Below are 26089 nucleotides of genomic sequence, written 5' to 3' on the forward strand. Positions count from 1 at the left end.
CGAAACCTCCTTATTTGGCCACGTAACGGTCGAGACGCCGTTCGATCACGTGCTGTACGATTGACAGCAAGAAGCAGATGATCCAATAAATAAAGGCGGCTTCAATATAGATGACCAAGATTTGATCAAGGTTTTGCGCGCCGATTTCCTGCGCTTTTCTGAACAGCTCCGCGACGAGAATCTGTGACGCGAGAGATGTATCCTTGATCAGGCTGATAAATGTATTTGATAATGGCGGAATGGACACGCGAAACGCCTGCGGCAGGATCACGCGGAACAATGTCTTGCGATAGGTCATGCCGATCGTATAACCGGCTTCCCATTGCCCTTTCGGCACGGATGAAATAGATGCCCGGATGATTTCAGAAGCATAGGCGCCCACGTTTAATGAAAACGCGATGACTGCGCTTGGGAAAGGGTCCAGCGTAATATTAAATGTCGGGAACAGATAAAAAATGATGAACAATTGAACGAGAAGAGGAGTGCCGCGCACCGCTGATACGTATACGCTGAACACCCATCTCAATGGTTTCATATTTGACATTCTGGCGAGCGCCGTAATCAGCGCGATGATCATTCCGAAAATAAAGGAAAGAATGGTAAGGGGAATCGAATAATAGATTCCCCCGGAAAGAATCGGCCAGAATGACTGCTGCACCAAATCCCACGGAATGGCTGTTGCAATCACGGGTTCCGGCATGTTACTTAGAAACATCTTCGCCGAACCATTTTTTCGCTATTTTAGAAAGAGTCCCGTCCTCTTTCATTTCTTTTAACGCTTTGTTGACGTGAGTCACAAGTTCGCCGCTTCCTTTTCGGAATGCGAAATACGTCTGCTGCGGCTGGCCTGCTTCAAACGCGATTTTCACGTTTTTATTGCCGGACGTTTTTAAGTAGTTCAGTACGGCAAGCTTATCGTTATAAGTCAGATCAGCGCGGCCCTGCTGAATGAGCTGAAGGGATTGCGCCATGCCTTCAACGCCTTCAATTTTCGCGCCGGCTTCTTTCGCTAATTTATTGTAATTGCTTGTTAATGACTGAGCCGCTGTTTTTCCTTTGACATCAGCCTCTTTCGCAATCGTGCTGTCTTTTTTCGTCACGACGACTGCATTTGACGTTGTGTATTTATCAGAAAAATCATATTGGTTCTCTCGGCCTGTTTTGCCGACTTGGTTGGCGACGACGTCAAACCGTTTCGCGTTTAAACCGGCAAACATGCTGTCCCATTGTGTTTCTTTAAAGTCAGCTTTCAGACCGAGGCGTTTCGCGACTTCTTGAATCACTTCAACATCATATCCGGTCAGTTTGTCAGTCTTTTTATCATGGAAGGTAAACGGTTCGTACGTTCCTTCTGTACCGACGGTCAGTACGCCTTTTTTCTTGACAGAAGCCCAAAGATCGCCGTCTTTTGACTTAGATCCGCTGTCCTGTGAGTTTCCGCAGGCTGCAAGCATTGCGATGCTGACCATCATGAACAAAGCGAATAATGCTTTTTTCATCTTCTTTATTCCCCACTTTTCTGAGTAGTTTTATTGAGAAAAAATAGCTCCCAATTGTAAAGGATAACTTTTTTTTAGTATGAGTCAAGTAATTGGTTTTCATAAGCGGGAATTCATCGTGTTCCGGATCAAAATAATTCCAAAAACTGTCTGACAGGCTTCGGCAGGTAGCTGTCTTTTCTCCAGATGACGGCCGGTGTCATGACAAACGGGTTGTCTTCGATGATAACCGTTTTGACATGCGAGCGCATATGGACGGGAATCATCGTCAAAGGCAGAATCGTGGCGCCGAATCCTGATGATACGAGGCTCAAGAGCGTCGCGGAGTCATGGCATTCACAGACAACCTGAAGGTCGAGACTGTACTGTTCACAAACATGGAGGACTTGGTCATACACACCTCTTCCATTGACGGTGCGCAAAAGGATCAGAGGCAAAGAGGCAATGTCACTCAGTTTAATCGTTTCTCCGCACAGTCGTTTTGAATGCTCGGACAGCACCAATACACACGGAATGTCTTCAAGCTCCTTCGATTCAATGCCGTCGTTTTTAATCAAGGTGGTGGTGACGGCGGCGTCAATCTGCCGGGTTTCCAGAAGCTCGAGCAGTGAGACGGGCTCATCTTCCCAAATGTTAAAGGTGAGATGCGGAAACCGCTCTTTCATCTGTGACACTTTCTCAAGCATGAGCGCTGCGCAGTAAATGGTTGACCCGACGGCAAGTGTCCCGGCCACCTCCTCCTTCAGCTCTTGTACCTCGATTATAGCGTCCTCAAACTTATGAAGAATCTCTTTCGCTCTTTTCAAAAAGACATTTCCTTCATATGTGAGGGTCATTTGTTTCTTTTTATTGCGGTCAAACAGAATGACGCCCAATTCTTCTTCGAGCTGTTTCAGCTGTCTGCTTAAAGGCGGCTGTGCCATATGAAGCTTTTTGGCGGCCGTCGTGATTTTCTGCTCTTGGGCAATGGTGATGAAATAACGCAATTGCCGGATATCCATGAGAACGCGCTCCTTTCTATTATACCTTTAAGGTATGATACATAGATTTAACGAATATTTTTCATATGGATATATCAGGAGTATGATGGATTTGACACCACATTTCAACCGTAAAGGAGGGGTCAATATGAAGCTCGTCATCGGAATGACCGGGGCAACGGGGGCCATATTCGGGATCAGGCTTTTAGAATATTTACAAGCCGCGGAGATCGAAACCCATCTTGTCGTATCTCCTTGGGCAAATGTCACCATAACACATGAAACCGATTATACGTTAAAAGATGTCGAGAAACTCGCATCCTATTCGTATTCTCACAAAGACCAGGCAGCGGCGATTTCAAGCGGCTCGTTTGAAACGGACGGGATGATCATCGCTCCGTGCAGCATGAAATCACTGGCAAGCATCCGCACCGGAATGGCTGACAATCTGCTGACAAGGGCGGCTGACGTCATCTTGAAGGAGCGGAAAAAACTTGTGCTGCTGACAAGAGAAACGCCGCTCAGCCAAATCCATTTAGAAAATATGCTAGCGCTTACAAAAATGGGTTCCGTCATTCTTCCGCCGATGCCGGCATTCTATAACAAGCCGGCTGACATGGATGAATTGATAGACCATATTGTGTTCCGGACGCTCGATCAGTTCGGCATCCGTCTGCCGGAAGCGAAACGGTGGTACGGAATTGAAAAACAAAAAGGAGGAATCTGATAATGGCCTATCAGGATTTTAGGGAATTTCTCGCCGCTCTTGAAAAAGAAGGGCAGCTCTTAACCGTCAACGAAGAGGTAAAACCGGAGCCGGACCTGGGCGCCGCCGCGCGTGCAGCCAGCAATCTCGGGGATAAAACCCCTGCGCTTTTGTTTAACAATATTTACGGACATCACGATGCGCAGGTGGCTCTGAATGTCATCGGCTCGTGGCCGAATCACGCGATGATGCTCGGCATGCCGAAAGATACGCCTGTAAAAGAACAATTCTTTGAGTTTGCCAAACGGTACGATGCATTTCCGGTGCCGGTCAAACGGGAAGAAACCGCGCCGTTTCATGAAAATGAAATAACGGAAGATATCAACCTTTTTGACATCCTTCCGCTATTCAGAATCAACCAGGGGGACGGCGGCTACTATTTGGATAAAGCGTGCGTCATTTCCCGCGATCTTGAAGATCCGGACAATTTCGGCAAGCAGAATGTCGGCATTTACAGAATGCAGGTAAAGGGAAAAGACCGCCTCGGCATTCAGCCCGTGCCTCAGCATGATATTGCGATTCATCTTCGCCAAGCTGAAGAACGCGGCGTGAATCTTCCCGTTACGATCGCGCTCGGCTGTGAGCCGGTGATTACGACGGCTGCATCAACTCCGCTGTTATACGATCAATCCGAGTATGAAATGGCCGGCGCGATTCAAGGGGAGCCCTACAGAATCGTTAAATCTAAATTGTCTGATTTAGACATCCCTTGGGGCGCGGAAGTCGTTCTGGAAGGAGAGATCCTTGCGGGAGAACGGGAATACGAAGGACCTTTCGGTGAGTTCACGGGCCATTATTCAGGCGGCCGCAGCATGCCGGTCATCAAAATCAAACGGGTATATCATAGAAACAATCCGATTTTTGAACATTTATACTTAGGCATGCCGTGGACGGAGTGCGACTATATGATCGGCATTAATACGTGCGTGCCGCTTTACCAGCAGCTGAAGGAAGCCTACCCGAACGAAATCGTCGCCGTGAATGCGATGTATACGCACGGGCTGATCGCCATTATTTCCACGAAAACGCGCTACGGCGGATTTGCCAAGGCAGTCGGCATGCGCGCCCTGACGACGCCGCACGGACTCGGCTACTGCAAAATGGTCATTGTCGTGGATGAGGATGTCGATCCGTTTAACCTGCCGCAAGTCATGTGGGCGCTCTCAACGAAAATGCATCCGAAACACGATGCAGTCATCATTCCTGATCTGTCCGTCCTTCCGCTTGACCCGGGGTCTGATCCGGCAGGGATGACACACAAAATGATTCTTGACGCCACGACGCCTGTCGCGCCGGAAACAAGAGGCCATTATTCGCAGCCGCTTGATTCCCCGCTGACAACGAAAGAGTGGGAACAAAAACTGATGGACTTAATGAATCAATAAGAAAGGATGAGGTTGCTATGAAAACATGCCCGCGCTGTGAATCGAAAAAAGGAGAAACCGTCAGCCAATCGCCGGTCAAAGGCGCTTGGGAAATATACCAATGCCAAACCTGCTTTTTCACATGGAGATCCTGTGAACCGGAAAGCATCACGAATCCGGCGGCATTCAACCCGGCATTTAAAATCGATCCGAAAGAAACGGAGACGGCCACACATGTTCCCGCTGTCCCGGAAAGAAAAGCGTAATGCTGACGGAGCACTTGCCGGAGGCGCTTTACACGCTTTTAGACGGAACGGAGCTTGAAAAAAAGCAGCACGACGCATTTGTGCTCCAATCCGTGACAAAAGAAGGACGTCCGCACGCGGCCATGATCAGCGCCGGTGAAATCGCGGCCGTGAGTAGAACAAATCTCCGGCTCGCCTTATGGAAAAACACCACGACCGTAAGCAGCCTTCTGCATTCGGGACAAGCTCTTTTCATCGCCTGGCACGGTGGAGCCGCATATTACGTCACATTGGAATGTAAGGCGCTTCCGCCGCTGAAAGAGGCGAAACACGAGCGGGAACGGTTCAGCTGCCGCGTGATCACCGTCAAGGAAGATCGGGCGAAATACGCGGATCTGACATCCGGACCGGCCATCCAGCTCCACGAACCGGAAGATGTCCTGAAGAGATGGAGAGAAACACTTGAGGAGTTAAAACGATAGACGCACAAAAAAAGCCTGCGGACGATTCCGCAGGCTTTTCTTTTATTGTACGCCTTTCATCGCCCGTTTAATGACGGGAGACAGAAGAATTAAAATAATACCGAGAATGATCGAAACAAGACCGATTGAGCCGAAGTAGGCCGCTTCAGAAATCTTATCAAACAAACCGACTACTTTTGCGTTCAGGGCTTGACCGCAGGCGTTTGTTAAAAACCACATACTCATCGTCTGCGCTGAGAAAGCTGCAGGCGCAAGTTTCGTTGTGACGGATAAACCGACCGGTGAAAGGCAAAGCTCACCAAGCACAACCAAAAGGAAGCTGAGCACAAGCCAAAGCGGGCTCACAAGCTCGCCGCTTCCGCCCATAACCGGAAGCACCATGACTAAAAATGATAATCCGGCAAGGATAATGCCGATCGCGAATTTAATCGGTGTTGAAGGCTGGCGTTTGCCGAGCTTCATCCAGATCCATGCGAACACCGGCGCGAAAATAACGATGAATAACGGGTTCAGAGACTGGAACCATGAAGACTCAAGATGCATGCCCGCAAAGGAAAGTCTCGTGCGCTGATCCGCATATAAAGCAAGAATCGTCGCGCCCTGCTCCTGAATCGCCCAGAACATTGCCGCTGCAATAAACAGCGGAACATAAGCCGCAAGCCGTGATTTTTCCGTTTTCGTCGCTTTTTTGCTTGTGAACATCACGATAAAGTAAATAACCGGAATGACAATGCCGAGGATACTGACGGTGTCAATCACACGCTGGATCGTCAGCCAGCCGGTTTGAATCAGAACGATAATAACGGCTGCTGCGATGACCACTCCGATTCCCGTGCCGATCACTGATGATTTAGAAATCGGATTCGGTACATTGGAGCCTGCTTTGCCGAGGTATTTCTTTCTCGTAAGAGCGAAAACAATCAGTCCGAGGAACATACCGGCCGCGGCGCATCCGAAGCCTAAGTGGTAGTTGTACTTCTGTCCGAGTGTTCCGACAATTAGCGGCGCAAGCAATCCGCCGAGGTTGATCCCCATGTAAAAGATGCTGAAACCTGAGTCGCGGCGCTCGTCTTCCTTCGTATATAAATCTCCGACAACGCTGGATACGTTTGGTTTAAGCAGGCCGGTTCCGATAATGATCAGAGCCATGCTGGTAAAAAACGCCGCCGTGCTGCCGGGGAAGGCAAGAGCGATGTGCCCGAACATAATTAAAATTCCGCCGTAAAATACGGTGTTTGCCGTGCCGAATACCCGGTCGGCCAGCCATCCGCCGATGACGCTCGACATATATACGAGAGATCCGTATATGGACATGATGGCAACTGCGGTCGTTTTATCAAAGCCGAGACCGCCATGAGCGACTTCCGTGTATAAATAGTAAAGCAATATGGCTCTCATACCATAGTAGGAGAAACGCTCCCAAAATTCGGTGAAAAACAGTGTGAACAAGCCGCGGGGATGACCGAAAAAGCCTCGTTGCGGCACAGTTTCTGTTATAGATTCCTTATCAATAGATGCCACCTGAGCCAACCCTTTCTTAAAAAAGTGTATTACAAAAATCATATTCTTATATAATACTTGTGTCAATATAATTTATACTGAATTCAAAAAATTCCAGAATGAAAAGATATTAAAACGTTTAATATAGACGAATTTTCCTGATTCCAATGACTTATTTTGTTATATTATCTGACTAAACTATCTTTATAAACTTTTTTAATAAAATTTAAAGTATGTACAGGCGGAGCGGGATATGGCGGAATAAGATGACAATAAGAGAGGAAGGAGGAGATTATCACTTGCCGAATCGTATATTGGATATTACGGATTGCGGTGTGGCGGCAGACGGAAAAACCGATGTGACGGGCGCCATCAACCAATGCTTGGCCAGGGCCGTCAGCGAAGGCTGTCATACGGTGTTTTTTCCGCCCGGAACGTATAAAATCAACGGCACGCTTGGCGGGGACAGAAGTCAGCCGTTTCGGAACGCCGGGATTAACGTGCCGAGCCATCTCACCATCGTTTTAGATCCGGAATGCACGATTAAAGTGGCGCCGAACAGCTCCTGGGGCTACTCGGCTTTCTATATAGGCAGGCGTGAAAATGTCACCATCACCGGCGGCCGGATCATCGGGGAACGGGATGAACACACGTATACCAATGTCCCTTTGCGGTCGACCCATGAATGGGGGTTTGGAATCTGTATTGAAGGCAGCAGCAATGTGCTGATCGAAAATGTGAAGATTTCGGATTTTACGGGAGACGGCATAATTGTCAGCCCGCTCGGGTTAAAAACAAACAGTGATTACGAAACTTCAGAACAGGTGACCGTCCGCCGCTGTGAGATCAGGCAGTCAAGGCGGAACAACATTTCAATCACCGGCTGCAATACCGTTACGGTGGAAGAATGCGTGATTGAAGACGCCGGGCAAGGGAACGGAACGGCTCCGAAATTCGGAATCGATATTGAATCGTACGGAGAAGGCGATATTGATTATGAAGAAGCTCTTCATATTACGGTCCGCAACAACTTCTTTTCCGGAAACGCCGCAAGCTCAGTCACCAATTTTAACGGATATAATGTGTTAATTGAAGGAAATCATTCCGATAACACAATCAGCTACGGGTATGGGGCACATACCGTCATTTCGGGGAATGTCTTCTTTCGGTCAGACGGCGGCTCAAGGACCGCAGTCGCCGGACAAGGTGTGTCACAAGGACAGGACAGCAGCAATGCCGTCATTTCCAACAATCTGATTACCGGGTTTTCCACCGGAATAGATGTAAGGGGAAAAAGCGTCCTCGTCACCCACAACAAAATCAATCAATTTGAAAATACGGGCATTTCCGTCTATCAGGCAGAAGATGTGACCGTTGACGGCAATGTCATTGAAAACGGACGTTCCGAAACGAGACGAAGCACGGGGATGCGGGCGACGCTGTCGGAAAACGCCGTCTTTACGAATAACACTCTGAATCAGGTGACAGACGGAATCACCATGTCGGCCGGCAGTATCATTGTAAAACAAAATGTGCTGAAATCGTTCAGCCGGGGCATATGGGTCACAGGCGGAAATGCCGTTATTGAAGGAAATACGCTCCTCCCGAATGCGTATCAGGGCGCCGCGGAGTCCTATGCCGTATCTGTGACAAATGACGCCGGGGCTGTCATCAAAGGCAATCTCTTTAAGAACTATAAAAACTATCCCGTATTCAGTTCAACATCCTCGGGAACCTCTGTCATCAGCAACCGCTTTGAATCATCACCGCTTATCGTTACCGTGTATCTGAACTCAGGCACGCATGAAGTCATAGACAATACGCTCACGATCAACCGAACAGCGGGCAGCCCGATCGGCATCTATCTGAACGGAGCCTCCAATTCCCTCGTTTCGGGCAATACCATCAACAACCTTTCCGCCGCTTCTGCTTCCGCCATCCAAACCAGCTCCTCCGCAAGTACTAAAATCATCGGCAACCGCATTATCAAAGGCGTCATTGTGAAACACGCGACAGATACGGAAAGCGGAAATATCGTCATCTGAGAACAATCTGCGCCGGAAAAATAAAAAGAACACATGAACTCCAAGAGAATGAGGGATGTGTTCTTTTTTGACACAATACAGCCGTGCGCCTGTCAGGCATCTTTTTTACCTGATTTATATAAAGCGATCATTTCTCTGATTAAAAAGAGGGCGAATAAAAACAGCATCAGCCATTCTGAGAAGGTGGTCAATTTAAAAGCGGACAGGTTGTTTTGGACCGCTCCATAGAAACTGAAACCTTGCAGCATATCCATCGTTACTGAAATGATCAGACAGGCAGTCAGCAAAAAAAATGAAACTCCCAATATTTTCATGCGCATCACTCTCCCTTTTTATCCTTTTCGATTACGCAGAACTTATACAGACTTTCCGGCGTGCATAATCTTTTGCCGTACAGGAAGAATATGAAAAAAACGAGGAAAGGTTTTTTGCGATATGCCGCCATTTTTTAAGCAGAGGAAACAAAAAAAAGCCGATCAAAACGACCGTGACAATGAAGGCAGAAAAGAAGCGGACAGCCAGCCGGACAAAGAGCGGGATGAGCCGATCTCCCTCAGCTTAAAGCAAAATATGAAGAAGCTGTCTGAGAGGTTCGGCAACAGTGCCGATGTCGTCATCCGCCGGCTGAAAATCGGAAAAGAAGAGCTTCCGGCCGCAATTGTGTATATCGCCGGTTTGGTAGACGAACAGCTTGTCAGTCAATCCCTTCTGGAGGATTTAATCGACATCCCGTCCGTTCAGCCGAAACAAGCGGTCTGCCTGATATACGATAAAACGCTTGCGATCGGCGGGGTGAAAGAGGAAGAAAAATGGAAAAGCCTTTATGCCGGGCTGGTGGCGGGGAGCACGCTCATTTTTGTCGACGGGGCTGACAAGGCGCTGATCGCCAGCACGGAAGGGGGCGAGCACCGGTCCATTCAAGAGCCGAGCACTCAGGTCTCTTTCCGCGGCCCGCGGCAGGGATTCACTGAATCTCTGCAAACCAATATTTCCATGATCCGCAGGTATGTAAAAACGCCTGATGTATGGGTTGAAAAAATGGAGATCGGACACGAAACGAATACGGATGTCGCGCTGATGTATATTAACGGAATTTGCGATAAAAAGCTGATTAAGGAAGTCCGCAAGCGGCTGAAGCACATTGACATCGACAGCATTCTGGAATCCGGCTACATTGAACAGCTCATTGAAGACGCGCCGTTTTCTGTGTTCCCCACCGTATATCATACGGAGCGGCCGGACGTCGTGGCGGGGAATCTGCTGGAAGGACGATTTGCGATTATCGTGGACGGAACGCCGTTCGTTCTCATCGCGCCGGCTTTATTTATTCAATTTTTTCAATCCGTTGAGGATTATTATTCACGATTTGATATCGCCACAAGCATCAGGGTGCTGCGGGTTTTGATTTTCTTCATTTCACTGGTGGCGCCGGGGATTTATGTGGCAGCGACGACCTTTCACCAGGAAATGATTCCGACGCAGCTGCTGATTGTCATCGCGGCTCAGCGGGAGACGGTGCCGTTCCCGGCCGTGATTGAAGCGCTGACGATGGAAGTGGCCTTTGAGATTCTCAGGGAGGCGGGTGTCCGGCTTCCGAGAGTTGTCGGCTCCGCCGTTTCCATAGTCGGAGCGCTTGTCATCGGCCAGGCCGCCGTACAGGCCGGCATCGTCTCCCCGGCCATGGTTATCGTCGTCGCGCTGACGGCGATTGCCAGCTTTGCGACCCCGGCTTTTGACATGGCGATATCCGCGCGGCTGATCCGGTTTCTCTTTATTCTGTCAGCGGCGGTCATGGGATTTTACGGGCTGATTCTGGGCATTATCATGATGTTCGTCCATCTGTGCGGCCTGCGTTCATTCGGTTTTCCGTATATGTCCCCGCTCGCTCCTTTGACCCCGGGCGGGCTGAAGGATTCCATCCTCCGCGCTCCGTTATGGGCGGATGAAAAAAGGCCGGAACTGCTCGTGCAGGAAAACAACAGGCGCGAAGGGGAACATCAAAGACCGAAACCGGAGACATCCAGAGGAATGGTTAATAAAGATGTAGAAGAGGGCGCCGGTAATGAAAAGACGTAAATGGATACTTATCCTTTGTACGATGGTTTCCCTTATGTTTGTATCCGGATGCTGGGATAAAAGGGAGCTGACTGATTTGGCTGTGATCTCCGCCATCGGTATTGACCGGACCGAAACGGGAAAATACGTCCTTCACTTGCAAATTATCAATCCGGGAAACGTGGCCGGCGGTCTGCAGGGCGGCGGAGCGGGAGACCGGCCTCCGGTTTCCGTCTATTCGGTGTCCGGAGACAATATGACGGAAGCTTTGAGAAAAGGCTCGATGAAAGTGTCCAGAAGGCTCTATTTTGCGCATACGAATCTCGTGGTGTTCAGTGAAAAACTGGCGAAAGAGGAAGGGCTCAGTTTTATTCTGGACAATCTTGACCGCGACACCGAATTCAGGACGACCGCAACCGCGGTTATCGCGCATAATTGCAAGGCTGAAGACATTATTAAAGTGCTGACGCCGATTGATAAAATCCCTTCCAATAAAGTGAACAAGACGCTCAGCTTCACGCAGGAACAATACGGCAGAGTCATTAAAACCAGCCTTCAGGACGTTCTGATTGATCTCGCTTCTCCGACCGGGTCGCCGTTTATACCGGGTTATGAAATGCACGGAGACGAAAAAGCCGGCCCTACAATGGAAAATACGCAGACGACTGAACCGAAAGCAGTGCTGTCAGCGGACGGACTGGCGGTGTTCAAAAAGGATGGGAGGCTGGATTACTGGATTGAGGATGACGACAGTGTGGGGGCTGTATGGCTGCTCAATAGGATCAAGCATACGTTCATCAATGCGGATTGGAAGAACGTGAAGCATGCAATCAGTCTGCAGGTCACCCGCCAGAATACAAAGGTGACGGCCACTTTTCCGAACGGAAAACCGCATATTCACGTGCATGCTCAGGTCGAGGGGCTGGTGGACGCTGTCAGATACCCTTTCCATCTGTCTGATCCGCAAGTGCTGATGACGATGCAAAAGGCGCTCAGCGTGCAGCTTGACAAAGATATCACCAAATCAATTGAAGATATAAAAGCCCGTAAGAATGACTTCGTCGGCTTCGGAGACCTGATCTATCGGAAGCATCCGGACAAATGGAAAAAGTTCAAAGGGAAGTGGGAGGAAGAATATTTCCCCAATCTCCCCGTAGATGTCAAAACGGAAGTCATTATCAGAAGAACGGGCTTGCGGAATAATCCTCTCTCAGACAAGCTTGAGCATGATTGATTTGAGGGGAAAGGAGCGAAGCGTATGGAAAATGCGAAAATCGGCACGCGTCAGCTGTTTATTATGATCATTTTGTTTGAATTGGGCAGTTCGTTATTGATCCCTCCGGGCACGATGGCCGGGCGGGATGCGTGGCTGTCCGTGCTTCTCGGGTGCGTTACCGGTCTCGGACTTTTCTACGTTTATCAGGCCCTGTATCAATTTTTTCCTGAGTCTTCTCCGAGAGATTACATGAACGAACTGATCGGCAGACATCTGAGCTGGGCGGTCTCGCTTCTTTATATTCTCTATTTTTCTTATATCGCGGCCCGCGTATTGCGGGATTTTGGCGAAATGCTTGTCACCTTCGCCTACCAGGACACGCCGCTTTTAATTGTGAATGCCATGCTGATGATCGCCGCAATATTTGCGGTCAGAAAGGGAATTGAAGTGATAGCGAGAGCCGGCGAGCTGCTGTTTGGCATTATGTATTTTCTGACAGCTGTCGGGCTGATCCTCATTATCAGCTCAGGCACGATCAACCTCAGATTTCTCCAGCCGGTTTTAGCGGAGGGTGCAGGAACGGTCATTTATTCCGTGTTTAAACAGACGATGTTCATCCCATTCGGTGAATTAATCGTGTTTGTCATGATTTTCCCTTATTTAAAAGATCGGAAAAAGGTGAAGAAAACCGGATTTCTGGCGATTATCATCAGCGGGCTGTTTTTGGCGATGTCAGTGGCGATTAATATTTGTGTGCTGGACGTCAACTTAATGCTCCGCTCTCAATTTCCGCTGCTGAGCACCATACAGACGATTAAAGTAGAAGAGTTTTTAGACCGGCTGGATGTCTTTTTCATGCTCGTGCTCGTCATCGGCGGTTTTTTCAAAGTCAGCCTTTTTACATATGCGGTTGTCGTGGGCGTGTCCACGCTGTTTAAAGAAAAAAATCCGTCCCAGCTGGCCTTTCCGGTCGGATTGGGGGTGCTGATTCTCTCCATCAGCATCGCAAGCAATTTTTCGGAACACATGAATGAAGGCTTAAACATTGTGCCGATCTATATTCATCTTCCGTTTCAAGTGCTGTTCCCCGTTTTGCTGCTTATCATTGCTGTTATTAAGAAAAAGGTCAAAGGGACCGTCTATACAGTTTCGAAGAAATAACCCGGCCGGTGCGCCGGGTTATTTTAAAAATCATGATTTTTGTCTTAATGCATTGACAAACTTGCGTGACAATTGTACATTTTGATTTATTCTTATAAAATTACTAGGAAATATAGGTTTAGTGGTGTTAATATTTTCTGAACCGTATTTCAGAATAGAAGGAGATCCATCATGACAAAGAAAAAAGAAATCAAACTCGGTGTGTTTCTCGCGGGCACCGGCCATCATGTCGCTTCTTGGAGACATCCTCAGGCACCGGCGGACGCGAGCATGAATTTGGATTATTTCAAAGAACTGGCGAAAACGGCTGAGCGGGGGAAATTGGACATGCTGTTTTTGGCGGACAGTTTATCAATAGACGGCAAATCACATCCGAATGTGCTGACGCGCTTTGAGCCGTTTACGCTGCTGTCGGCGCTCGCTCAGGTCACATCCCGCATCGGTCTGGCGGCGACCGCGTCTACCACATACAGCGAACCGTTCCATATCGCGAGACAATTTGCATCGCTTGATCATCTTTCCAACGGCCGCGCGGGCTGGAATGTCGTCACATCTTCGATTGAATCGACCGCGCTTAATTTCAGCGGCGAAAAGCATCTTGAGCACCATCTCAGATATCAGCGCGCGGAAGAATTCGTTGAAGTCGTCAAAGGATTATGGGATTCGTGGGAGGAAGACGCCTTTATCCGTGACAAAGAGTCAGGAGCATTTTTCGATAAAGACAAAATGCATGAATTGAACCATAAAGGAACATATTTCTCCGTGAGAGGGCCGTTAAATGTCGCCCGCACACCTCAAGGGCGCCCGGTCATTATTCAGGCCGGATCATCAGGAGACGGAAAAGCGCTGGCCGCCAAAACGGCGGAGGTCATTTTCACCGCGCAAAATCATTTGGAGTCCGCGCAGGAATTCTATCAATCTATTAAAGAACAAGCGGCTTCTTTCGGCCGTGATCCTGAAAAAATCGCGATCATGCCGGGGATCTTTCCCGTTATCGCCGATACCGAAGAAGAAGCGCAGGCAAAATATGAAGAGCTCCAAGACCTCATCATTCCGTCTGTCGGCCTGAACATTCTGCAAAACTATCTGGGCGGCGTCGACCTTTCCGCCTGCCCGCTTGACGGCCCGCTGCCTGAATTGGATGCGGATGCGTCGAATGCCGTTAAAAGCCGGTTCAAGCTCGTTCAGGAGATGGCCAAACGCGATAACATGACCATCCGCGAGCTGTACAAATATGTGGCGGGTTCAAGAGGCCATCATATCTTTGTCGGAACGCCAGAACAGCTTGCCGATAAGATGGAAGAATGGGTCGGAAAACAAGCTTGTGACGGCTTCAACATCATGCCTCCGCTTTTGCCTGAAGGTCTCACTCTTTTTGTAGACAAAGTGATTCCGATTTTACAAGAACGGGGCGTGTTCAGAAAAGAGTATGAAGGAACGACGCTCAGAGAACATTTCGGACTGGAAAAACCGGCAAACCGATATGCCGACTAAAGGAGGGCTCATCATGTCAAGACAATACCGGCTCGCAACGGAGGCAGACGCTGATGAGCTGCTTTCACTGACACTGCGGGCGTATGAACCGATCCGCAAGCTCGGCATCAATTTTGCCGCTGCCACGGCGGATAAAGAACTCGTATTAACTAACATACAAAAAAACGCCTGTTACGTTTTGGAGGAAGACGGACGGATTCTGGCGACGATTTCTCTGCGGATGCCGTGGGGGCCGAATCCCGGGCCGTACGGTGTCCCTCATATTTGGTGGTTCGCCGTCGATCCTGAAACCGGTAAAAAAGGGACGGGCTCAGACATGCTGGCGTGGCTGGAGAACACAGTGCTCCGCGATACATTAAAAGCGCCTTTCGTGTCACTGGGCACAGCGGACAAGCATCCGTGGCTGATCGGCATGTACGAGCGGAAAGGCTACGTCCGCGCAGGCGAAAAGGATTTAGGAAAAGGGCACATCACCATCTATTTAAAAAAACAATTGCAGGATTAACATTTTAATAGGAAAAGGCGGGATTTCAATGAAGAAGAAAACATGGGCTTTGCTGCTGTCTGCGGCGCTTTTGGCGGTCTTAACAGCATGCGGAAACGGAAAAGAAAGCGAAGGCGGCGATAACGTGCTGCATGTCGGCGCCACGGGACAAAGCTATCCGTTCGCATATAAAGAAAACGGCAAGCTGACAGGCTTTGACGTGGATGTCATGGAAGCCGTAGCGAAAAAAATCAACATGAAACTGGACTGGAAGCTGCTTGAGTTCAGCGGACTGATGGGCGAGCTCCAGACCGGCAAACTCGACACCATTTCAAACCAGGTCGCTGTCACGGACGAACGCAAGAAAACGTATAACTTCACAGAACCGTATTCGTATGCGGGCACTCAAGTCGTCGTCAAAAACGATAACAAAGACATCAAATCAGTCAATGATCTGAAAGGAAAAACAGTGGCGGCCGTTCTGGGCTCAAACCACGCGAAAAACCTTGAGAGCAAGGACCCGGATAAAAAAATCAACATAAAAACATATGAAACACAAGAAGGTACGCTGAAAGACGTGGCTTACGGACGGGTTGACGCTTATGTAAACAGCCGCAGCGTCCTGATCGCCCAGATCAAAAAGACCGGTCTGCCTCTGAAATTAGCAGGAGACCCGATTGTCTATGAAAAAGTCGCTTTCCCGTTTGCGAAAGATGCGGCTCACGATAAAATCCGCAAAAAAGTAAACAAAGCCATTGAAGACCTGCAGAAAGACGGCACGCTGAAAAAGCTGTCTGAAAAGTACTTTAACGAAGATATCACAAAGGAAGCAAAGCATTAAGAAACGGCGGTGAAAATCGAGAATGAACAGCATTGATTGGGGATTTATGTTTTCAGCTTTTCCCGCGTTAATCGAAGCCTTGCCGATCACATTACTAATGGCCGTCGCGGCCATGGTATTTGCCGTGATCGGCGGCCTTATATTAGCGCTTATCACAAAAAATCGTATTCCTGTGCTTCACCAGCTGTCAAAGGTGTATATTTCATTTTTCCGGGGCGTGCCGACGCTCGTGCAGCTTTTCTTAATTTATTACGGCCTGCCTCAGCTCTTTCCCGGAATGAGCAAGATGACGGCGTTAACTGCGGCGATTATCGGGCTAAGCCTGAAAAATGCCGCCTACTTGGCTGAAATCTTCCGCGCTGCGCTCAACTCAGTCGATGAGGGGCAGCTTGAAGCCTGTCTGTCTGTCGGAATGACAAAATCCCAGGCGTACAGACGGATCATTTTCCCGCAAGCCGTCAGAAACGCGCTTCCCGCGACGGGAAATACATTTATCGGCCTGTTAAAAGAAACATCGCTCGCCTTTACATTAGGAGTGATGGAGATGTTCGCCCAAGGAAAAATGTACGCATCAGGCAACCTCAAATATTTTGAGACGTATTTAGCCGTCGCCGTCATGTACTGGATTCTTACGATTATTTACAGTGTGCTGCAGGATCTGCTCGAACGGGCGATCAGCAAGCCTTATCGCACATAGGAGGAGGCTCAGGATGATACAAGTCAGACATATTCGAAAAGCATTTAAAGACCTTACCGTACTTGACGGGATCGATCTTGAGATCAAAAGCGGCGAAGTCACGGCCATCATCGGCCCGTCAGGCTCGGGAAAATCAACGCTCCTCCGCTGTCTGAATCTGCTGGAGCGCCCGGATGACGGCATCATTGAAATCGGCGATGCAAAGCTGAATGCAGCGTCCTATTCGCGCAAAGACGTACACAAGCTTCGCCAGCAGACGGCGATGGTGTTTCAGAATTACAACCTGTTCAAAAACAAAACCGCCCTGCAAAATGTGACAGAGGCGCTGATCACCGCGCAAAAGAAAACGAAAAAAGAAGCGGAACAGATCGGTATGGACCTGCTGCGGCAAGTCGGTTTAGAACACAAAGCGGACAGCTACCCGATTACGATGTCAGGCGGGCAGCAGCAGCGGATCGGGATTGCGAGAGCCTTGGCCGTTGATCCTCACGCGATTTTACTGGATGAACCGACTTCAGCCCTTGACCCTGAGCTTGTAGCCGGGGTGCTCCAAGTCATCAAATCAATTGCCGAAAAACAGACAACCATGATCATCGTCACGCATGAGATGGCTTTTGCGCGTGAAGTAGCCGACAAAGTTATTTTTATGGCGGACGGACGCATCATCGAACAGGGAACGCCGGAGGAGCTGTTTGACAATCCGCAGAACGAACGGACGAAAAAATTCATTAAGCAAGTGGGAGAGCCTGCCGAACTTGTCTAAGAAGGGAAGAAGAAGAAATGGCAAATGAAACGTATGAATCATTAAACAAACGTTTAATCAATATCCGCCGCGACCTTCATGAACACCCTGAGCTGTCAGGCGAGGAATTCGAAACGACGAATAAAATCCGCCGCTGGCTGGAGGAAGAAGGAATCACGGTTCTTGATGTGCCGAAACTTCAAACCGGAGTGATCGCTGAAATCAAAGGAGATAAAAGCGGCCCTGTCATCGCCGTCAGAGCGGACATCGACGCACTGCCGATCGAAGAGAAAACAAACCTTCCGTTTGCTTCGCGAAACAGCGGCGTGATGCACGCATGCGGCCATGATTTCCATACGGCATCTATTCTCGGCACGGCTTTCTTATTAAATGAGAGAAAGCATGAGCTGAAAGGAACGGTGCGGTTTATTTTTCAGCCCGCGGAAGAAATCGCCGCCGGAGCAAGACAGGTCATTGAAGCCGGCGCGCTTGACGGTGTATCGGCGATATTCGGCATGCATAACAAACCTGACCTCCCCGTCGGCACGGTCGGTCTGAAAGAAGGCCCGCTGATGGCGAGTGTCGACCGTTTTGAAATCACCGTGAAAGGAAAAGGCGGCCACGCCGGGATCCCCGACAACAGCATTGATCCGATTCAGGCGGCAGGGCAGATCATCGGCGGCCTGCAATCGGTTGTCAGCAGAAACATCAGCTCGCTTCACAATGCCGTCGTCAGCATCACAAGAGTTCAGGGGGGCAGTTCTTGGAATGTCATTCCGGACCATGTTGAAATGGAAGGCACCGTCCGGACGTTTCAAAAAGAAGCGCGTGACGCTGTTCCGAAACATATGAAGCGGGTTGCCGAAGGAATCGCGGCCGGATTCGGGGCAGAGGCTGACTTCCGCTGGTTTCCTTACCTGCCGTCAGTCATGAACGACGCCCGTTTCATACAGGCGGCGGAACAAACGGCTGAAGATCTCGGGCTTCAAACCGTTCGGGCAGAACAGTCGCCCGGCGGCGAAGACTTCGCGTTATATCAAGAAAAAATCCCCGGCTTCTTCGTCTGGATGGGAACAAACGGAACAGAAGAATGGCACCATCCCGCCTTCACACTCGACGAAAAAGCGCTTCCGAAAGCGGCTGAGTTTTTCGCCCGGCTTGCCGTCAATGTATTGGAGCAGACGGAATGAATACGGAAAATCTGACGGCCGGACTTGCTCAGGCCGTCATGTCGTCTGTACCGGAAACATCCGCCGAAGCGATGAAAGAAGCGCGCAAAGGACTGCTTGATTTTACAGCGGCGGCTTTTGCGGGGAGACGGGATAAAGGAGTTGAAAAGCTGGTAAAACTGGCCGAAGAAGAAGGCGGGGTGCCGATAGCGCCGCTTATCGGCAGAAATCAAAAAACCACGCCGTCCCAATCCGCGCTCATTAACGGATTCATCGCACATGCGCTTGATTTTGACGATGTTCATTCTGATGTAAGAGGACATCCGAGCGCAGTCATCCTTCCGGCTTTGATTGCAGCCGCATCAGCGGGCCGTATAGACAAGAGCCGTTTTCTCGGTGCTTATGTGACGGGAATCGAAGTGATGGCGCGGCTAGGCGAGTCAGCTGGAAGGCATCATTACGAAAAAGGCTGGCACAATACAGGAACGTTAGGTGCCATTGCCGCCGCATGCGCCGTCGGATTCGCGGAGAATCTGAATCAAACCCAATTGCAGAAAGCAATCGGGTTTGCGGCTGCCCGTTCCGGAGGCATGAGAGTGCAATTCGGGACAGAAATGAAGCCGCTCCACGCCGGACTGGCCGCCCAAGCCGGGTTGTTCGCCGTAAAGCTTGCAAAGGCCGGTTTCGGCGGCTCAGCTCATGCGCTTGACGGGGAGAAAGGTTTTTTCGGACTGTACGGCGATCTTGAACGGGCAGAAACCCTGCTTGTAAACGGGTGGGGAAACCCTTGGCGGATTGTGAGTCCGGGACTTTGGTTTAAGGTTTATCCGTTTTGCTCGGCGGCCCATCATGCGGCGGACGCCATTCTCAAGCTGAAGGCCGAACATGGTCTCACTTTCGGCCAAACGGAACGGATTGACGTGATTTATCCGCCGGGAGGGGACGCCGCATTGACAGAACGGCGTCCGAAAACAGGCGAAGCGGGACGGTTCAGCGTAGAATATGTGATCACCTTGGCTTTGCACGGTAAGGATTTTTCAGTTGAACATTTCACATCCGAGCCGATCCCGGAATCCCTTCAAAAAGGATTTGAGCGGATTCACCGCAGCTGCGATGACCAAATTCAGCCGGCTGACAACGCCGTTCCGAAGGGCCGTTTTACAATTGTACGGGTCACGGCTTCCGGCGGTCATGTCTATGAAGCACGTATCGACTGTCCGAGGGGAGCGCCGGGAAACGGTCTTTCTGAAAAAGACATTCAAGACAAGCTCCGGCTCGCTTTGCCGGGAGAAAAGAAAAAGGCGGAAGAATTGATCAAAGCAGCCGGACAATCAAATATGGACCGTTATTTACAGCTGATATAAATAAAAAGAGCGAGGGGATGCAGCCCTCGCTCTTTTTACGTTCACTTCTATTGAATAGGGGGATATAGGGTGCGCCCCCGTCTGCGCTGGCAGGGGCGCGGTATCAGGAAACGGCCGTGCCGTTTTCTTTGACCGTGAAACTTCCTCTTGATAAGCGGATGTTGATATCAGACACTTTGGCAATTTGTTCGTCGTGCGTAACCATGATGACGCATTTGCCGTCTTTATGCGCCAGATCCTGAAAGAGCCGGACGATTTCCTTTGACGTATCCTCGTCGAGGTTTCCCGTCGGCTCGTCCGCGCAAATCAAATCCGTGTCACAGCAGAAAGCCCGCGCAATTGAAACGCGCTGCTGCTGTCCGCCGCTTAATGTCAGCACCCGCTGACGGGCCTGCTGTTCGGTGATGCCGACTTTATCCAGCATGCTGAGCGCGAACGCATCTTTGTTTTTCTCCTTAGATTCGGTAATCTCCATCGCCGTTGTGACGTTCTGGAGCGCCGTCATATACGGGATCAGATGATAAGATTGAAAGACGATAGAGACATATTGATTTCTGAATTTGGTTAATCCGATTTTGGAGATGTCTTCTCCGTTATAAAGGATGCTTCCCTCTTTAGGTGTGTCAAGGCCGCCCGCCAGAGACAGAAACGTTGTTTTCCCCGTCCCGGAGGCGCCGGCAATTGTATAAAACTTCCCTTTTTCAAAGCTGATCGTTATATCCTGAAACAGCGGCTGTGATTTATCTTGGTACCAGTAGCCGGTCTGTTGAAAGGTTAATAGGCTCATTATGCTGCCTCCTCTTATTCCTGCTTGGTCAGGATCGTTTTAGGGTGAAGCCGCATGACTGATACAGACGGCAGTAATGTGGCGATGACGGCAATTGCGACGCCGATCCCGCCGAGAGTCAGAAGGTCATTCAGCGAAACGTTTACCTGCATTGTACTGATGACATCTGCACCGGATGAATGCTGACCGAACAGGCCGCCTCCCCGCGGCATTTCTCCGCCGCCCCAGCCGCTTGTTTGCTGCTGGGAATCATCGGCTGAGCTGACCTGCTGGGAAAGAAGCTGATTTCCGAGCTGATTCGCCACAAGGCTGCCCGTGACGGATGCGATCCCGATGGCGATAACCGCGACAATCAGAATTTCCGTTAAGAATTGTCCGATGAGCTTCCAGCGCTTTTCGCCGATCGCCATCAAGACACCCATTTCATACTTGCGTTCCCTGATCGACATCATCACGATCAACCCGAGAATGACCGCGCCCGCGATGGATACAAGGTACACCACGTTTTTAGAAAATGACGCGACATTTTCAATCGGGCCGACCATTTGCTGATACACCTGATCATTTGTCGTCAGCGTGTAGGTTTTATCATCTATAGATGTTTTTTTCGCAGCCGCAACGAATGAGTCAATATATTTTGCATCATCCATATAATAAACGGCTGAGCTGATTTTGTTTTGGTTATCAGACCCTTTTAACGCCGCCGCGGCGGTGTAAGGCGTATAGATTTTATTGTCAGGATTTAAGAATGAAAAATGCTCTGCCTGATCGTCTCCTGATGATGTTGTTTTATAAATTCCCACAATCTTAAGCTTCGTTTTCACAGAATCATCCGCTGCTGAGGAAACCGTAATGGAGCCGCCGACCTTTAGCTTGTTTTGATCTGCCAGCGTTTCATTGATCACGGCGACTTTTGCGTCCGCATCTGTTTTTGTGATGGCGCGGCCGTCAGTGATTTTTGAGCTCCCGCCTGTGAAATCATCAAGCAGCGCCGTAGAGAGCACGCCTTCGACCGAAATGTCCGCTGAAATCATCTGTCTTCCGCCGCCTTGAAAACGGCTTCCGCCGGAACTGTTATCGGCTGATTCGCCTGAGCTTTTTATCGCGTCAAAGCTTTCTGCATTTGCTGACGCTGTCGTGAGGAAGTTGTAATTTTTAACGTGCTGTAAAGATGTAAGTTTCTTGGCATCCGAGACGGAAATCGGCGCTGATTCAAACGTCCTCTTTTCACCGTCTTTTTGCTGCTGCGCCATTTGCTTTTGGCGGTCAGCCTGGAGTGTGACGCTCCCGCCGAGCTGCTGCCTTGCCAGTTCGCTTGATTTCTTTGCCGCTGACTGGATCGTAAGACCGGACAGGACAAAAATGCAAATCACTGAAAACACAACCAGCTGCAAAAACGTTTTTCCCTTTTTTGCCTTCATGCTCCAAAAGGCTCTTTTTATAAAGTTCATGTCTGTTCCTCCGTGTGGGTGTCAGATCTTGTAAAACCGACCTTCTTTAGAACCGGTTATCCGATATGTATATAGTAGGAGAAATGTGTGAAAAAAATATGAACAAACTATTTCCGGGTGATGAAATAAAAACTAACAATTGTGAAACCCGAAAATATCCGGGTAAAATGGTGCTATTATAAGTAAAAGCGTCAAGATAAGCGGAGGAACCAATGAAGATATTAATGATAGAAGACAATATAAGCGTATGCACCATGACGGAAATGTTCTTTTTTAAAGAAGGATTTGAAGCCGAATTTGTCCATGACGGAGTGGAAGGCTATCAGCGGTTCACGGAAGAGGACTGGGATTTGGTCATTCTGGATATTATGCTTCCATCTATGGACGGAGTGACGATCTGCCGGAAAATAAGAGAGACGAGCAGTGTGCCGATTATTATGCTGACCGCAAAGGACACGGAGTCTGATCAGGTGATCGGGTTTGAAATGGGGGCCGACGACTATGTCACCAAGCCGTTCAGCCCGCTGACGCTAGTAGCGCGGATTAAAGCGGTGATCAGAAGATACCGGGCGACGGGGCAGACCGTAAAAAGCGACGACTTGATCGAAACGGCGTGTTTTTCAATCAATAAGAAGACGCGGGAAGTGTTTCTGCACGGAAAGCCTGTCGAGAATCTGACGCCGAAGGAATTCGATCTGCTCTTTTATCTCGCACAAAATCCGCGCCAGGTCTTTTCGAGAGAGCAGCTGCTTGAGCAGGTGTGGGGGTATCAATTTTACGGCGATGAACGTACGGTTGATGTTCATATTAAACGGCTGCGCAAAAAACTGTCCAGTGAGGAAAAACCGTTTTTATACACGGTGTGGGGGGTAGGATACAAATTTGATGAGGATTAAATACTTATATCAGCTGCTGTTAAGCCATGTCAGCATTTTGATTTTGGCCTTTTTCATCATCATTTCCCTGTTTTCGCACTTTGTGAAAGATTTTGCGTATCAAAATAAAGTGGATGAGCTGTCTTCTTACGCCCAGCAGATCACAAGTGAGCTGAACGGACGCGATCTTGATCTGCGCCGCCTGTATCCGTATCAGGACATGTTAAAAACGCGCGAGACCAGGTTTATTATTTTTGATGAACATCAGCGGCCTTACTTTTTTCCTGACGATATGCCGCCGCGCGAGAAGCTGAAAAGTAAAGAGTGGCACTTGCTGAAGCAAGGGAAAACCGTTCAGATCAGAGCGGAGATGAACCGTTTTAATACGGAAGGCTTGGAAGTATCGCTTGTCGCAAAACCGCTTTTGATCAACGATCAATTTAAAGGCGCGGTGCTGCTCGTGTCTCCCGTCAGAGGGGTCGAGGAGATGATCAGCCAGGTCAACCGCTATATGATTTACGCGATCATCAGCACCCTTATCATCACGATTCTGCTGAGCTGGCTTTTATCTAAATTTCACGTCAAGCGGATTCAGACATTGCGGGATGCGACCGGAAAAGTGGCGTCCGGTGATTACGATATTTCGCTCAAGAACAGCGGCGGCGATGAAATCGGCATGCTGGCGTCCGATTTCAACACCATGGCCAAAAATCTGAAGCAATCGAGAGAGCAGATTGACCGCCTGGAAAAACGGAGGCGCCAATTTATCGCCGATGTCTCCCATGAGCTGAGAACGCCTTTGACGACCATTAACGGACTTGTGGAGGGGCTTAACAGCAACACCATCCCGGAAAAAGATAAAGAGAAATGCTTCTCTCTGATCAGCGAAGAAACGAAGCGGATGCTCAGGCTCGTGAAAGAAAATCTGGATTATGAAAAAATCAGATCCCAGCAAATCAAACTGGACAAGCTCAGTCTGCCGCTCATCGAGGTGTTTGAAATTATTAAAGAGCATCTCAATCAGCAGGCGGAGGAAAAACAAAATCAGCTGCGGATTCAGGCGGAGGACGGAGTCAAAGTGTTCGCCGATTATGACAGGCTGATCCAGATTCTCGTCAATATCACGAAAAACAGCATTCAATTTACGCAAAACGGAGACATCACGCTGCGCGGGTATGAAGGCTATAAAGAAACGGTGATTGAGATCGAAGACACCGGAATCGGCATCTCCAAAGAGGAAATTGAGCATATATGGGAGCGGTTTTATAAGGCGGACGTGTCCCGGACGAATACGGCATACGGCGAATACGGACTCGGTCTGTCCATCGTCAGGCAGCTTGTTGAAATGCACAAGGGCACGATAGATATTGACAGCGAAAAAGGAAAAGGCACGACCTTTACAATCCGCCTTCCGCTGAATACGAAACATGAATCATCTTGAAACCGGCAGTCCCGTCTGGCTGCCGGCTGTTTTATCTTCACTCGGAAAATTGCGCTCTGCCGAAACAAAGTTTGCGTGTTTTTCGGGATGGAAAGACACGGAAACGTGATAAAATAACTGGTAAACAGGTCTTGGATGGGGAGGGTGAAGGAATGAAGAGCGGGTTAATTCCTTCTTCAGCAGTCGGGCAGAAAATTAACGAGTGGTATCGATACATCAGAACATTCAGCGTGCCGGATGCGGAGATCTTGAAGGCCGAGATCAAACAAGAGCTTGACCGTATGGAGCCTGATTCAAACTTAGTGCTTTATTATTCCCTCATGGAATTTCGCCATCAGCTGATGCTGGACTACTTGGAGCCGCTGGAAAAACTGAAGATAGAAGACCAGCCGACCCTGTCGGAAATTCTTGATAACATTGATAACAGCCAGGCCGGCCTCAAAGGGCTTCTCGATTATTACGTCAACTTTTTCAAAGGCATGTTTGAATTTGATAAAAGAGAATTTATCTCAGCGATTACGTATTATAAACAAGCTGAGAAAAAACTGGCCTTCGTATCGGACCACGTGGAACGGGCGGAGTTTTATTTTAAAGTGGCCGAAGCTTATTATCATATGAAACAAACGTATTTTTCTTTGATACATATAAAAAACGCTTATGAAATTTACGTAGAGCAGGACACATATAACGTCCGGATCATTCAATGCCATTTTGTATTCGGCGTCAATTTAATGGATGAAAGGCGCTTTGAACAGGCGGCCAAACATTTTCAGCACGCTCTGCAAATGGCCGAAAAAGAACAAAAAGCGCAGCTTGTCGGGAGGGCGCTGTATAACCTCGGACTGTGCTACTACAATCAGGACCGCATCGGCGAAGCGATTCCGTACTTTGAACGGGCGGTTGATACATTTGAATCACAAAGAATCGTCAATTCTCTTCCTCAAGCATATTTTCTAATCACACTCATTTACTTTAAACTCGGAAAAAAAGAAAAAGCGTCGGAATATCACAAGCGGGGATATGAATATGCTAAAGAAACAGACGATCCCGTTTACACGGTAAAATTCGAATGGCTGCAGGCTCTGTATCAGGCGAAACCGGACGAGGAAACAATCAGCGCATGTTTCCGTTACCTGGAAGATAAAAATTTATACGCCGATATAGAGGATTTAGCACTAGAAGCAGCTAAATATTACTATGAACAAAATTGCTTTAAGATTTCTTCTGACTATTTTCTGAAAGTCGAAGAGGCAAGGAAACAAATACAAAGGAGTGAGGGTTTGTATGAAATTGAAATCTAAATGGTTTGTTATTTGTTTAGCAGCCGCCGCGATTTTTACAGTGACAGGTGCAGGCCAGACAGATCAGGCTGAATTCCATGTAGCTGAAAGAGGAATGACGTGAGAAGAAAATAACCTGAACAAAGGAAAA

26 protein-coding genes are annotated in these 26089 nt (G+C 49.0%); 19 read left to right on the forward strand and 7 right to left on the reverse strand.

The window, feature by feature from the left end; all coding sequences use genetic code 11:
- Positions 1 to 10: 10 nt before the first annotated feature.
- The 3 genes from VP472_RS01850 to VP472_RS01860 all read right to left on the reverse strand — a co-directional run bounded on the left by VP472_RS01850 (position 11) and on the right by VP472_RS01860 (position 2500).
- The gene (locus tag VP472_RS01850; RefSeq protein ID WP_003156375.1) at positions 11 to 715 is read right to left on the reverse strand and encodes an amino acid ABC transporter permease; all 705 of its coding nucleotides are present in this window, start codon (positions 713 to 715) and stop codon (positions 11 to 13) included.
- Entirely contained in the window at positions 702 to 1499 is a 798-nt protein-coding gene (gene tcyA, locus VP472_RS01855) for a cystine ABC transporter substrate-binding lipoprotein TcyA (RefSeq protein ID WP_003156373.1), read from the reverse strand. Before tcyA ends, VP472_RS01850 begins: the two co-directional genes overlap by 14 nt.
- 128 nt (positions 1500 to 1627) lie before the next feature.
- The gene (locus tag VP472_RS01860; RefSeq protein ID WP_063174349.1) at positions 1628 to 2500 is read right to left on the reverse strand and encodes a transcriptional regulator BsdA; all 873 of its coding nucleotides are present in this window, start codon (positions 2498 to 2500) and stop codon (positions 1628 to 1630) included.
- 85 nt (positions 2501 to 2585) lie between these two features.
- On the opposite strand from VP472_RS01860, the gene VP472_RS01865 reads away from it, so the two are divergent.
- The 4 genes from VP472_RS01865 to VP472_RS01880 are packed head-to-tail and all read left to right on the forward strand — an operon-like array spanning position 2586 to position 5336.
- Complete coding sequence (locus VP472_RS01865) at positions 2586 to 3206, forward strand: non-oxidative hydroxyarylic acid decarboxylases subunit B (protein WP_146276101.1); 621 nt, start codon at positions 2586 to 2588, stop codon at positions 3204 to 3206.
- A gap of 2 nt (positions 3207 to 3208) precedes the next feature.
- On the forward strand, positions 3209 to 4630 hold the full coding sequence (gene bsdC, locus VP472_RS01870) for a phenolic acid decarboxylase BsdC (protein WP_003156369.1): 1422 nt from the start codon (positions 3209 to 3211) through the stop codon (positions 4628 to 4630).
- A gap of 17 nt (positions 4631 to 4647) precedes the next feature.
- A complete protein-coding gene (locus VP472_RS01875; protein ID WP_016937281.1) occupies positions 4648 to 4875 on the forward strand; it encodes a non-oxidative hydroxyarylic acid decarboxylases subunit D in 228 nt (75 codons plus the stop codon).
- A complete protein-coding gene (locus VP472_RS01880; protein ID WP_070081352.1) occupies positions 4875 to 5336 on the forward strand; it encodes a hypothetical protein in 462 nt (153 codons plus the stop codon). Before VP472_RS01875 ends, VP472_RS01880 begins: the two co-directional genes overlap by 1 nt.
- 42 nt (positions 5337 to 5378) lie before the next feature.
- On the opposite strand, the gene VP472_RS01885 is transcribed toward VP472_RS01880, so the two are convergent.
- Positions 5379 to 6857 carry a peptide MFS transporter gene (locus VP472_RS01885; RefSeq protein WP_003156366.1) on the reverse strand — a complete coding sequence of 493 codons (1479 nt, stop codon included), beginning with the start codon at positions 6855 to 6857 and terminating at the stop codon, positions 5379 to 5381.
- A 278-nt stretch (positions 6858 to 7135) separates the two neighbouring features.
- On the opposite strand from VP472_RS01885, the gene VP472_RS01890 reads away from it, so the two are divergent.
- Positions 7136 to 8881, forward strand: a complete 1746-nt coding sequence (locus VP472_RS01890; RefSeq protein WP_146276103.1) for a right-handed parallel beta-helix repeat-containing protein — start codon at positions 7136 to 7138, stop codon at positions 8879 to 8881.
- Positions 8882 to 8973: 92 nt separating this feature from the next.
- On the opposite strand, the gene VP472_RS01895 is transcribed toward VP472_RS01890, so the two are convergent.
- On the reverse strand, positions 8974 to 9195 hold the full coding sequence (locus VP472_RS01895) for a YczF family membrane protein (protein ID WP_063174352.1): 222 nt from the start codon (positions 9193 to 9195) through the stop codon (positions 8974 to 8976).
- 121 nt (positions 9196 to 9316) lie between these two features.
- On the opposite strand from VP472_RS01895, the gene gerKA reads away from it, so the two are divergent.
- The 10 genes from gerKA to VP472_RS01945 all read left to right on the forward strand — a co-directional run bounded on the left by gerKA (position 9317) and on the right by VP472_RS01945 (position 20104).
- Positions 9317 to 10957, forward strand: coding sequence for a spore germination protein GerKA (gene gerKA, locus VP472_RS01900; RefSeq protein ID WP_146276105.1), 1641 nt, complete (start codon positions 9317 to 9319; stop codon positions 10955 to 10957).
- The gene (locus tag VP472_RS01905) at positions 10944 to 12170 is read left to right on the forward strand and encodes a Ger(x)C family spore germination protein (protein ID WP_025853769.1); all 1227 of its coding nucleotides are present in this window, start codon (positions 10944 to 10946) and stop codon (positions 12168 to 12170) included. Before gerKA ends, VP472_RS01905 begins: the two co-directional genes overlap by 14 nt.
- Positions 12171 to 12194: 24 nt before the next feature.
- Positions 12195 to 13313: an endospore germination permease GerKB gene (locus VP472_RS01910; RefSeq protein ID WP_025853768.1), complete on the forward strand. Its 1119-nt coding sequence runs from the start codon at positions 12195 to 12197 to the stop codon at positions 13311 to 13313.
- A gap of 168 nt (positions 13314 to 13481) precedes the next feature.
- The gene (locus VP472_RS01915; RefSeq protein ID WP_102422332.1) at positions 13482 to 14807 is read left to right on the forward strand and encodes an LLM class flavin-dependent oxidoreductase; all 1326 of its coding nucleotides are present in this window, start codon (positions 13482 to 13484) and stop codon (positions 14805 to 14807) included.
- A 13-nt stretch (positions 14808 to 14820) separates the two neighbouring features.
- Complete coding sequence (locus VP472_RS01920; protein WP_115996110.1) at positions 14821 to 15312, forward strand: GNAT family N-acetyltransferase; 492 nt, start codon at positions 14821 to 14823, stop codon at positions 15310 to 15312.
- A gap of 28 nt (positions 15313 to 15340) precedes the next feature.
- Positions 15341 to 16132, forward strand: coding sequence for an amino acid ABC transporter substrate-binding protein (locus VP472_RS01925; protein WP_077721787.1), 792 nt, complete (start codon positions 15341 to 15343; stop codon positions 16130 to 16132).
- Between the two features lie 22 nt (positions 16133 to 16154).
- Positions 16155 to 16829 (forward strand): amino acid ABC transporter permease, encoded by a 675-nt coding sequence (locus VP472_RS01930; protein WP_003156350.1) that lies wholly within the window; start codon positions 16155 to 16157, stop codon positions 16827 to 16829.
- A gap of 13 nt (positions 16830 to 16842) precedes the next feature.
- Positions 16843 to 17592 carry an amino acid ABC transporter ATP-binding protein gene (locus VP472_RS01935; RefSeq protein ID WP_077721789.1) on the forward strand — a complete coding sequence of 250 codons (750 nt, stop codon included), beginning with the start codon at positions 16843 to 16845 and terminating at the stop codon, positions 17590 to 17592.
- 17 nt (positions 17593 to 17609) lie between these two features.
- Positions 17610 to 18761: a M20 peptidase aminoacylase family protein gene (locus VP472_RS01940; protein ID WP_071392134.1), complete on the forward strand. Its 1152-nt coding sequence runs from the start codon at positions 17610 to 17612 to the stop codon at positions 18759 to 18761.
- The gene (locus VP472_RS01945) at positions 18758 to 20104 is read left to right on the forward strand and encodes an MmgE/PrpD family protein (RefSeq protein ID WP_146276107.1); all 1347 of its coding nucleotides are present in this window, start codon (positions 18758 to 18760) and stop codon (positions 20102 to 20104) included. Before VP472_RS01940 ends, VP472_RS01945 begins: the two co-directional genes overlap by 4 nt.
- 103 nt (positions 20105 to 20207) lie before the next feature.
- On the opposite strand, the gene VP472_RS01950 is transcribed toward VP472_RS01945, so the two are convergent.
- Entirely contained in the window at positions 20208 to 20891 is a 684-nt protein-coding gene (locus tag VP472_RS01950; protein ID WP_146276109.1) for an ABC transporter ATP-binding protein, read from the reverse strand.
- A gap of 14 nt (positions 20892 to 20905) precedes the next feature.
- Positions 20906 to 22342, reverse strand: a complete 1437-nt coding sequence (locus tag VP472_RS01955) for an ABC transporter permease (protein ID WP_146276111.1) — start codon at positions 22340 to 22342, stop codon at positions 20906 to 20908.
- A 212-nt stretch (positions 22343 to 22554) separates the two neighbouring features.
- On the opposite strand from VP472_RS01955, the gene VP472_RS01960 reads away from it, so the two are divergent.
- From VP472_RS01960 to VP472_RS01975, 4 genes are all read left to right on the forward strand, one after another.
- Positions 22555 to 23238: a two-component system response regulator YclJ gene (locus VP472_RS01960; RefSeq protein ID WP_094247243.1), complete on the forward strand. Its 684-nt coding sequence runs from the start codon at positions 22555 to 22557 to the stop codon at positions 23236 to 23238.
- On the forward strand, positions 23225 to 24658 hold the full coding sequence (locus VP472_RS01965; RefSeq protein ID WP_162008365.1) for a two-component system sensor histidine kinase YclK: 1434 nt from the start codon (positions 23225 to 23227) through the stop codon (positions 24656 to 24658). The genes VP472_RS01960 and VP472_RS01965 overlap by 14 nt, the downstream gene beginning before the upstream one ends.
- A 152-nt stretch (positions 24659 to 24810) precedes the next feature.
- Positions 24811 to 25959, forward strand: coding sequence for a Rap family tetratricopeptide repeat protein (locus VP472_RS01970; protein ID WP_014304340.1), 1149 nt, complete (start codon positions 24811 to 24813; stop codon positions 25957 to 25959).
- The gene (locus VP472_RS01975; protein WP_003156334.1) at positions 25943 to 26062 is read left to right on the forward strand and encodes a phosphatase RapC inhibitor PhrC; all 120 of its coding nucleotides are present in this window, start codon (positions 25943 to 25945) and stop codon (positions 26060 to 26062) included. The genes VP472_RS01970 and VP472_RS01975 overlap by 17 nt, the downstream gene beginning before the upstream one ends.
- Positions 26063 to 26089 lie beyond the last annotated feature (27 nt).

Source organism: Bacillus sp. MT(2024), assembly GCF_036362845.1.
Classification (GTDB): Bacteria; Bacillota; Bacilli; order Bacillales; family Bacillaceae; genus Bacillus; species Bacillus velezensis.

Excerpts from the sequence above, each read along its gene's own strand:
- VP472_RS01850 (WP_003156375.1), bottom strand. The coding sequence starts at position 715 with ATGTTTCTAAGTAACATGCCGGAACCCGTGATTGCAACAGCCATTCCG.
- tcyA (WP_003156373.1), bottom strand. The coding sequence starts at position 1,499 with ATGAAAAAAGCATTATTCGCTTTGTTCATGATGGTCAGCATCGCAATG.
- VP472_RS01860 (WP_063174349.1), bottom strand. The coding sequence starts at position 2,500 with ATGGATATCCGGCAATTGCGTTATTTCATCACCATTGCCCAAGAGCAG.
- VP472_RS01865 (WP_146276101.1), top strand. The coding sequence starts at position 2,586 with ATGGATTTGACACCACATTTCAACCGTAAAGGAGGGGTCAATATGAAG.
- bsdC (WP_003156369.1), top strand. The coding sequence starts at position 3,209 with ATGGCCTATCAGGATTTTAGGGAATTTCTCGCCGCTCTTGAAAAAGAA.
- VP472_RS01875 (WP_016937281.1), top strand. The coding sequence starts at position 4,648 with ATGAAAACATGCCCGCGCTGTGAATCGAAAAAAGGAGAAACCGTCAGC.
- VP472_RS01880 (WP_070081352.1), top strand. The coding sequence starts at position 4,875 with ATGCTGACGGAGCACTTGCCGGAGGCGCTTTACACGCTTTTAGACGGA.
- VP472_RS01895 (WP_063174352.1), bottom strand. The coding sequence starts at position 9,195 with ATGAAAATATTGGGAGTTTCATTTTTTTTGCTGACTGCCTGTCTGATC.
- gerKA (WP_146276105.1), top strand. The coding sequence starts at position 9,317 with ATGCCGCCATTTTTTAAGCAGAGGAAACAAAAAAAAGCCGATCAAAAC.
- VP472_RS01905 (WP_025853769.1), top strand. The coding sequence starts at position 10,944 with ATGAAAAGACGTAAATGGATACTTATCCTTTGTACGATGGTTTCCCTT.
- VP472_RS01910 (WP_025853768.1), top strand. The coding sequence starts at position 12,195 with ATGGAAAATGCGAAAATCGGCACGCGTCAGCTGTTTATTATGATCATT.
- VP472_RS01920 (WP_115996110.1), top strand. The coding sequence starts at position 14,821 with ATGTCAAGACAATACCGGCTCGCAACGGAGGCAGACGCTGATGAGCTG.
- VP472_RS01925 (WP_077721787.1), top strand. The coding sequence starts at position 15,341 with ATGAAGAAGAAAACATGGGCTTTGCTGCTGTCTGCGGCGCTTTTGGCG.
- VP472_RS01930 (WP_003156350.1), top strand. The coding sequence starts at position 16,155 with ATGAACAGCATTGATTGGGGATTTATGTTTTCAGCTTTTCCCGCGTTA.
- VP472_RS01935 (WP_077721789.1), top strand. The coding sequence starts at position 16,843 with ATGATACAAGTCAGACATATTCGAAAAGCATTTAAAGACCTTACCGTA.
- VP472_RS01940 (WP_071392134.1), top strand. The coding sequence starts at position 17,610 with ATGGCAAATGAAACGTATGAATCATTAAACAAACGTTTAATCAATATC.
- VP472_RS01945 (WP_146276107.1), top strand. The coding sequence starts at position 18,758 with ATGAATACGGAAAATCTGACGGCCGGACTTGCTCAGGCCGTCATGTCG.
- VP472_RS01950 (WP_146276109.1), bottom strand. The coding sequence starts at position 20,891 with ATGAGCCTATTAACCTTTCAACAGACCGGCTACTGGTACCAAGATAAA.
- VP472_RS01955 (WP_146276111.1), bottom strand. The coding sequence starts at position 22,342 with ATGAACTTTATAAAAAGAGCCTTTTGGAGCATGAAGGCAAAAAAGGGA.
- VP472_RS01960 (WP_094247243.1), top strand. The coding sequence starts at position 22,555 with ATGAAGATATTAATGATAGAAGACAATATAAGCGTATGCACCATGACG.
- VP472_RS01970 (WP_014304340.1), top strand. The coding sequence starts at position 24,811 with ATGAAGAGCGGGTTAATTCCTTCTTCAGCAGTCGGGCAGAAAATTAAC.
- VP472_RS01975 (WP_003156334.1), top strand. The coding sequence starts at position 25,943 with ATGAAATTGAAATCTAAATGGTTTGTTATTTGTTTAGCAGCCGCCGCG.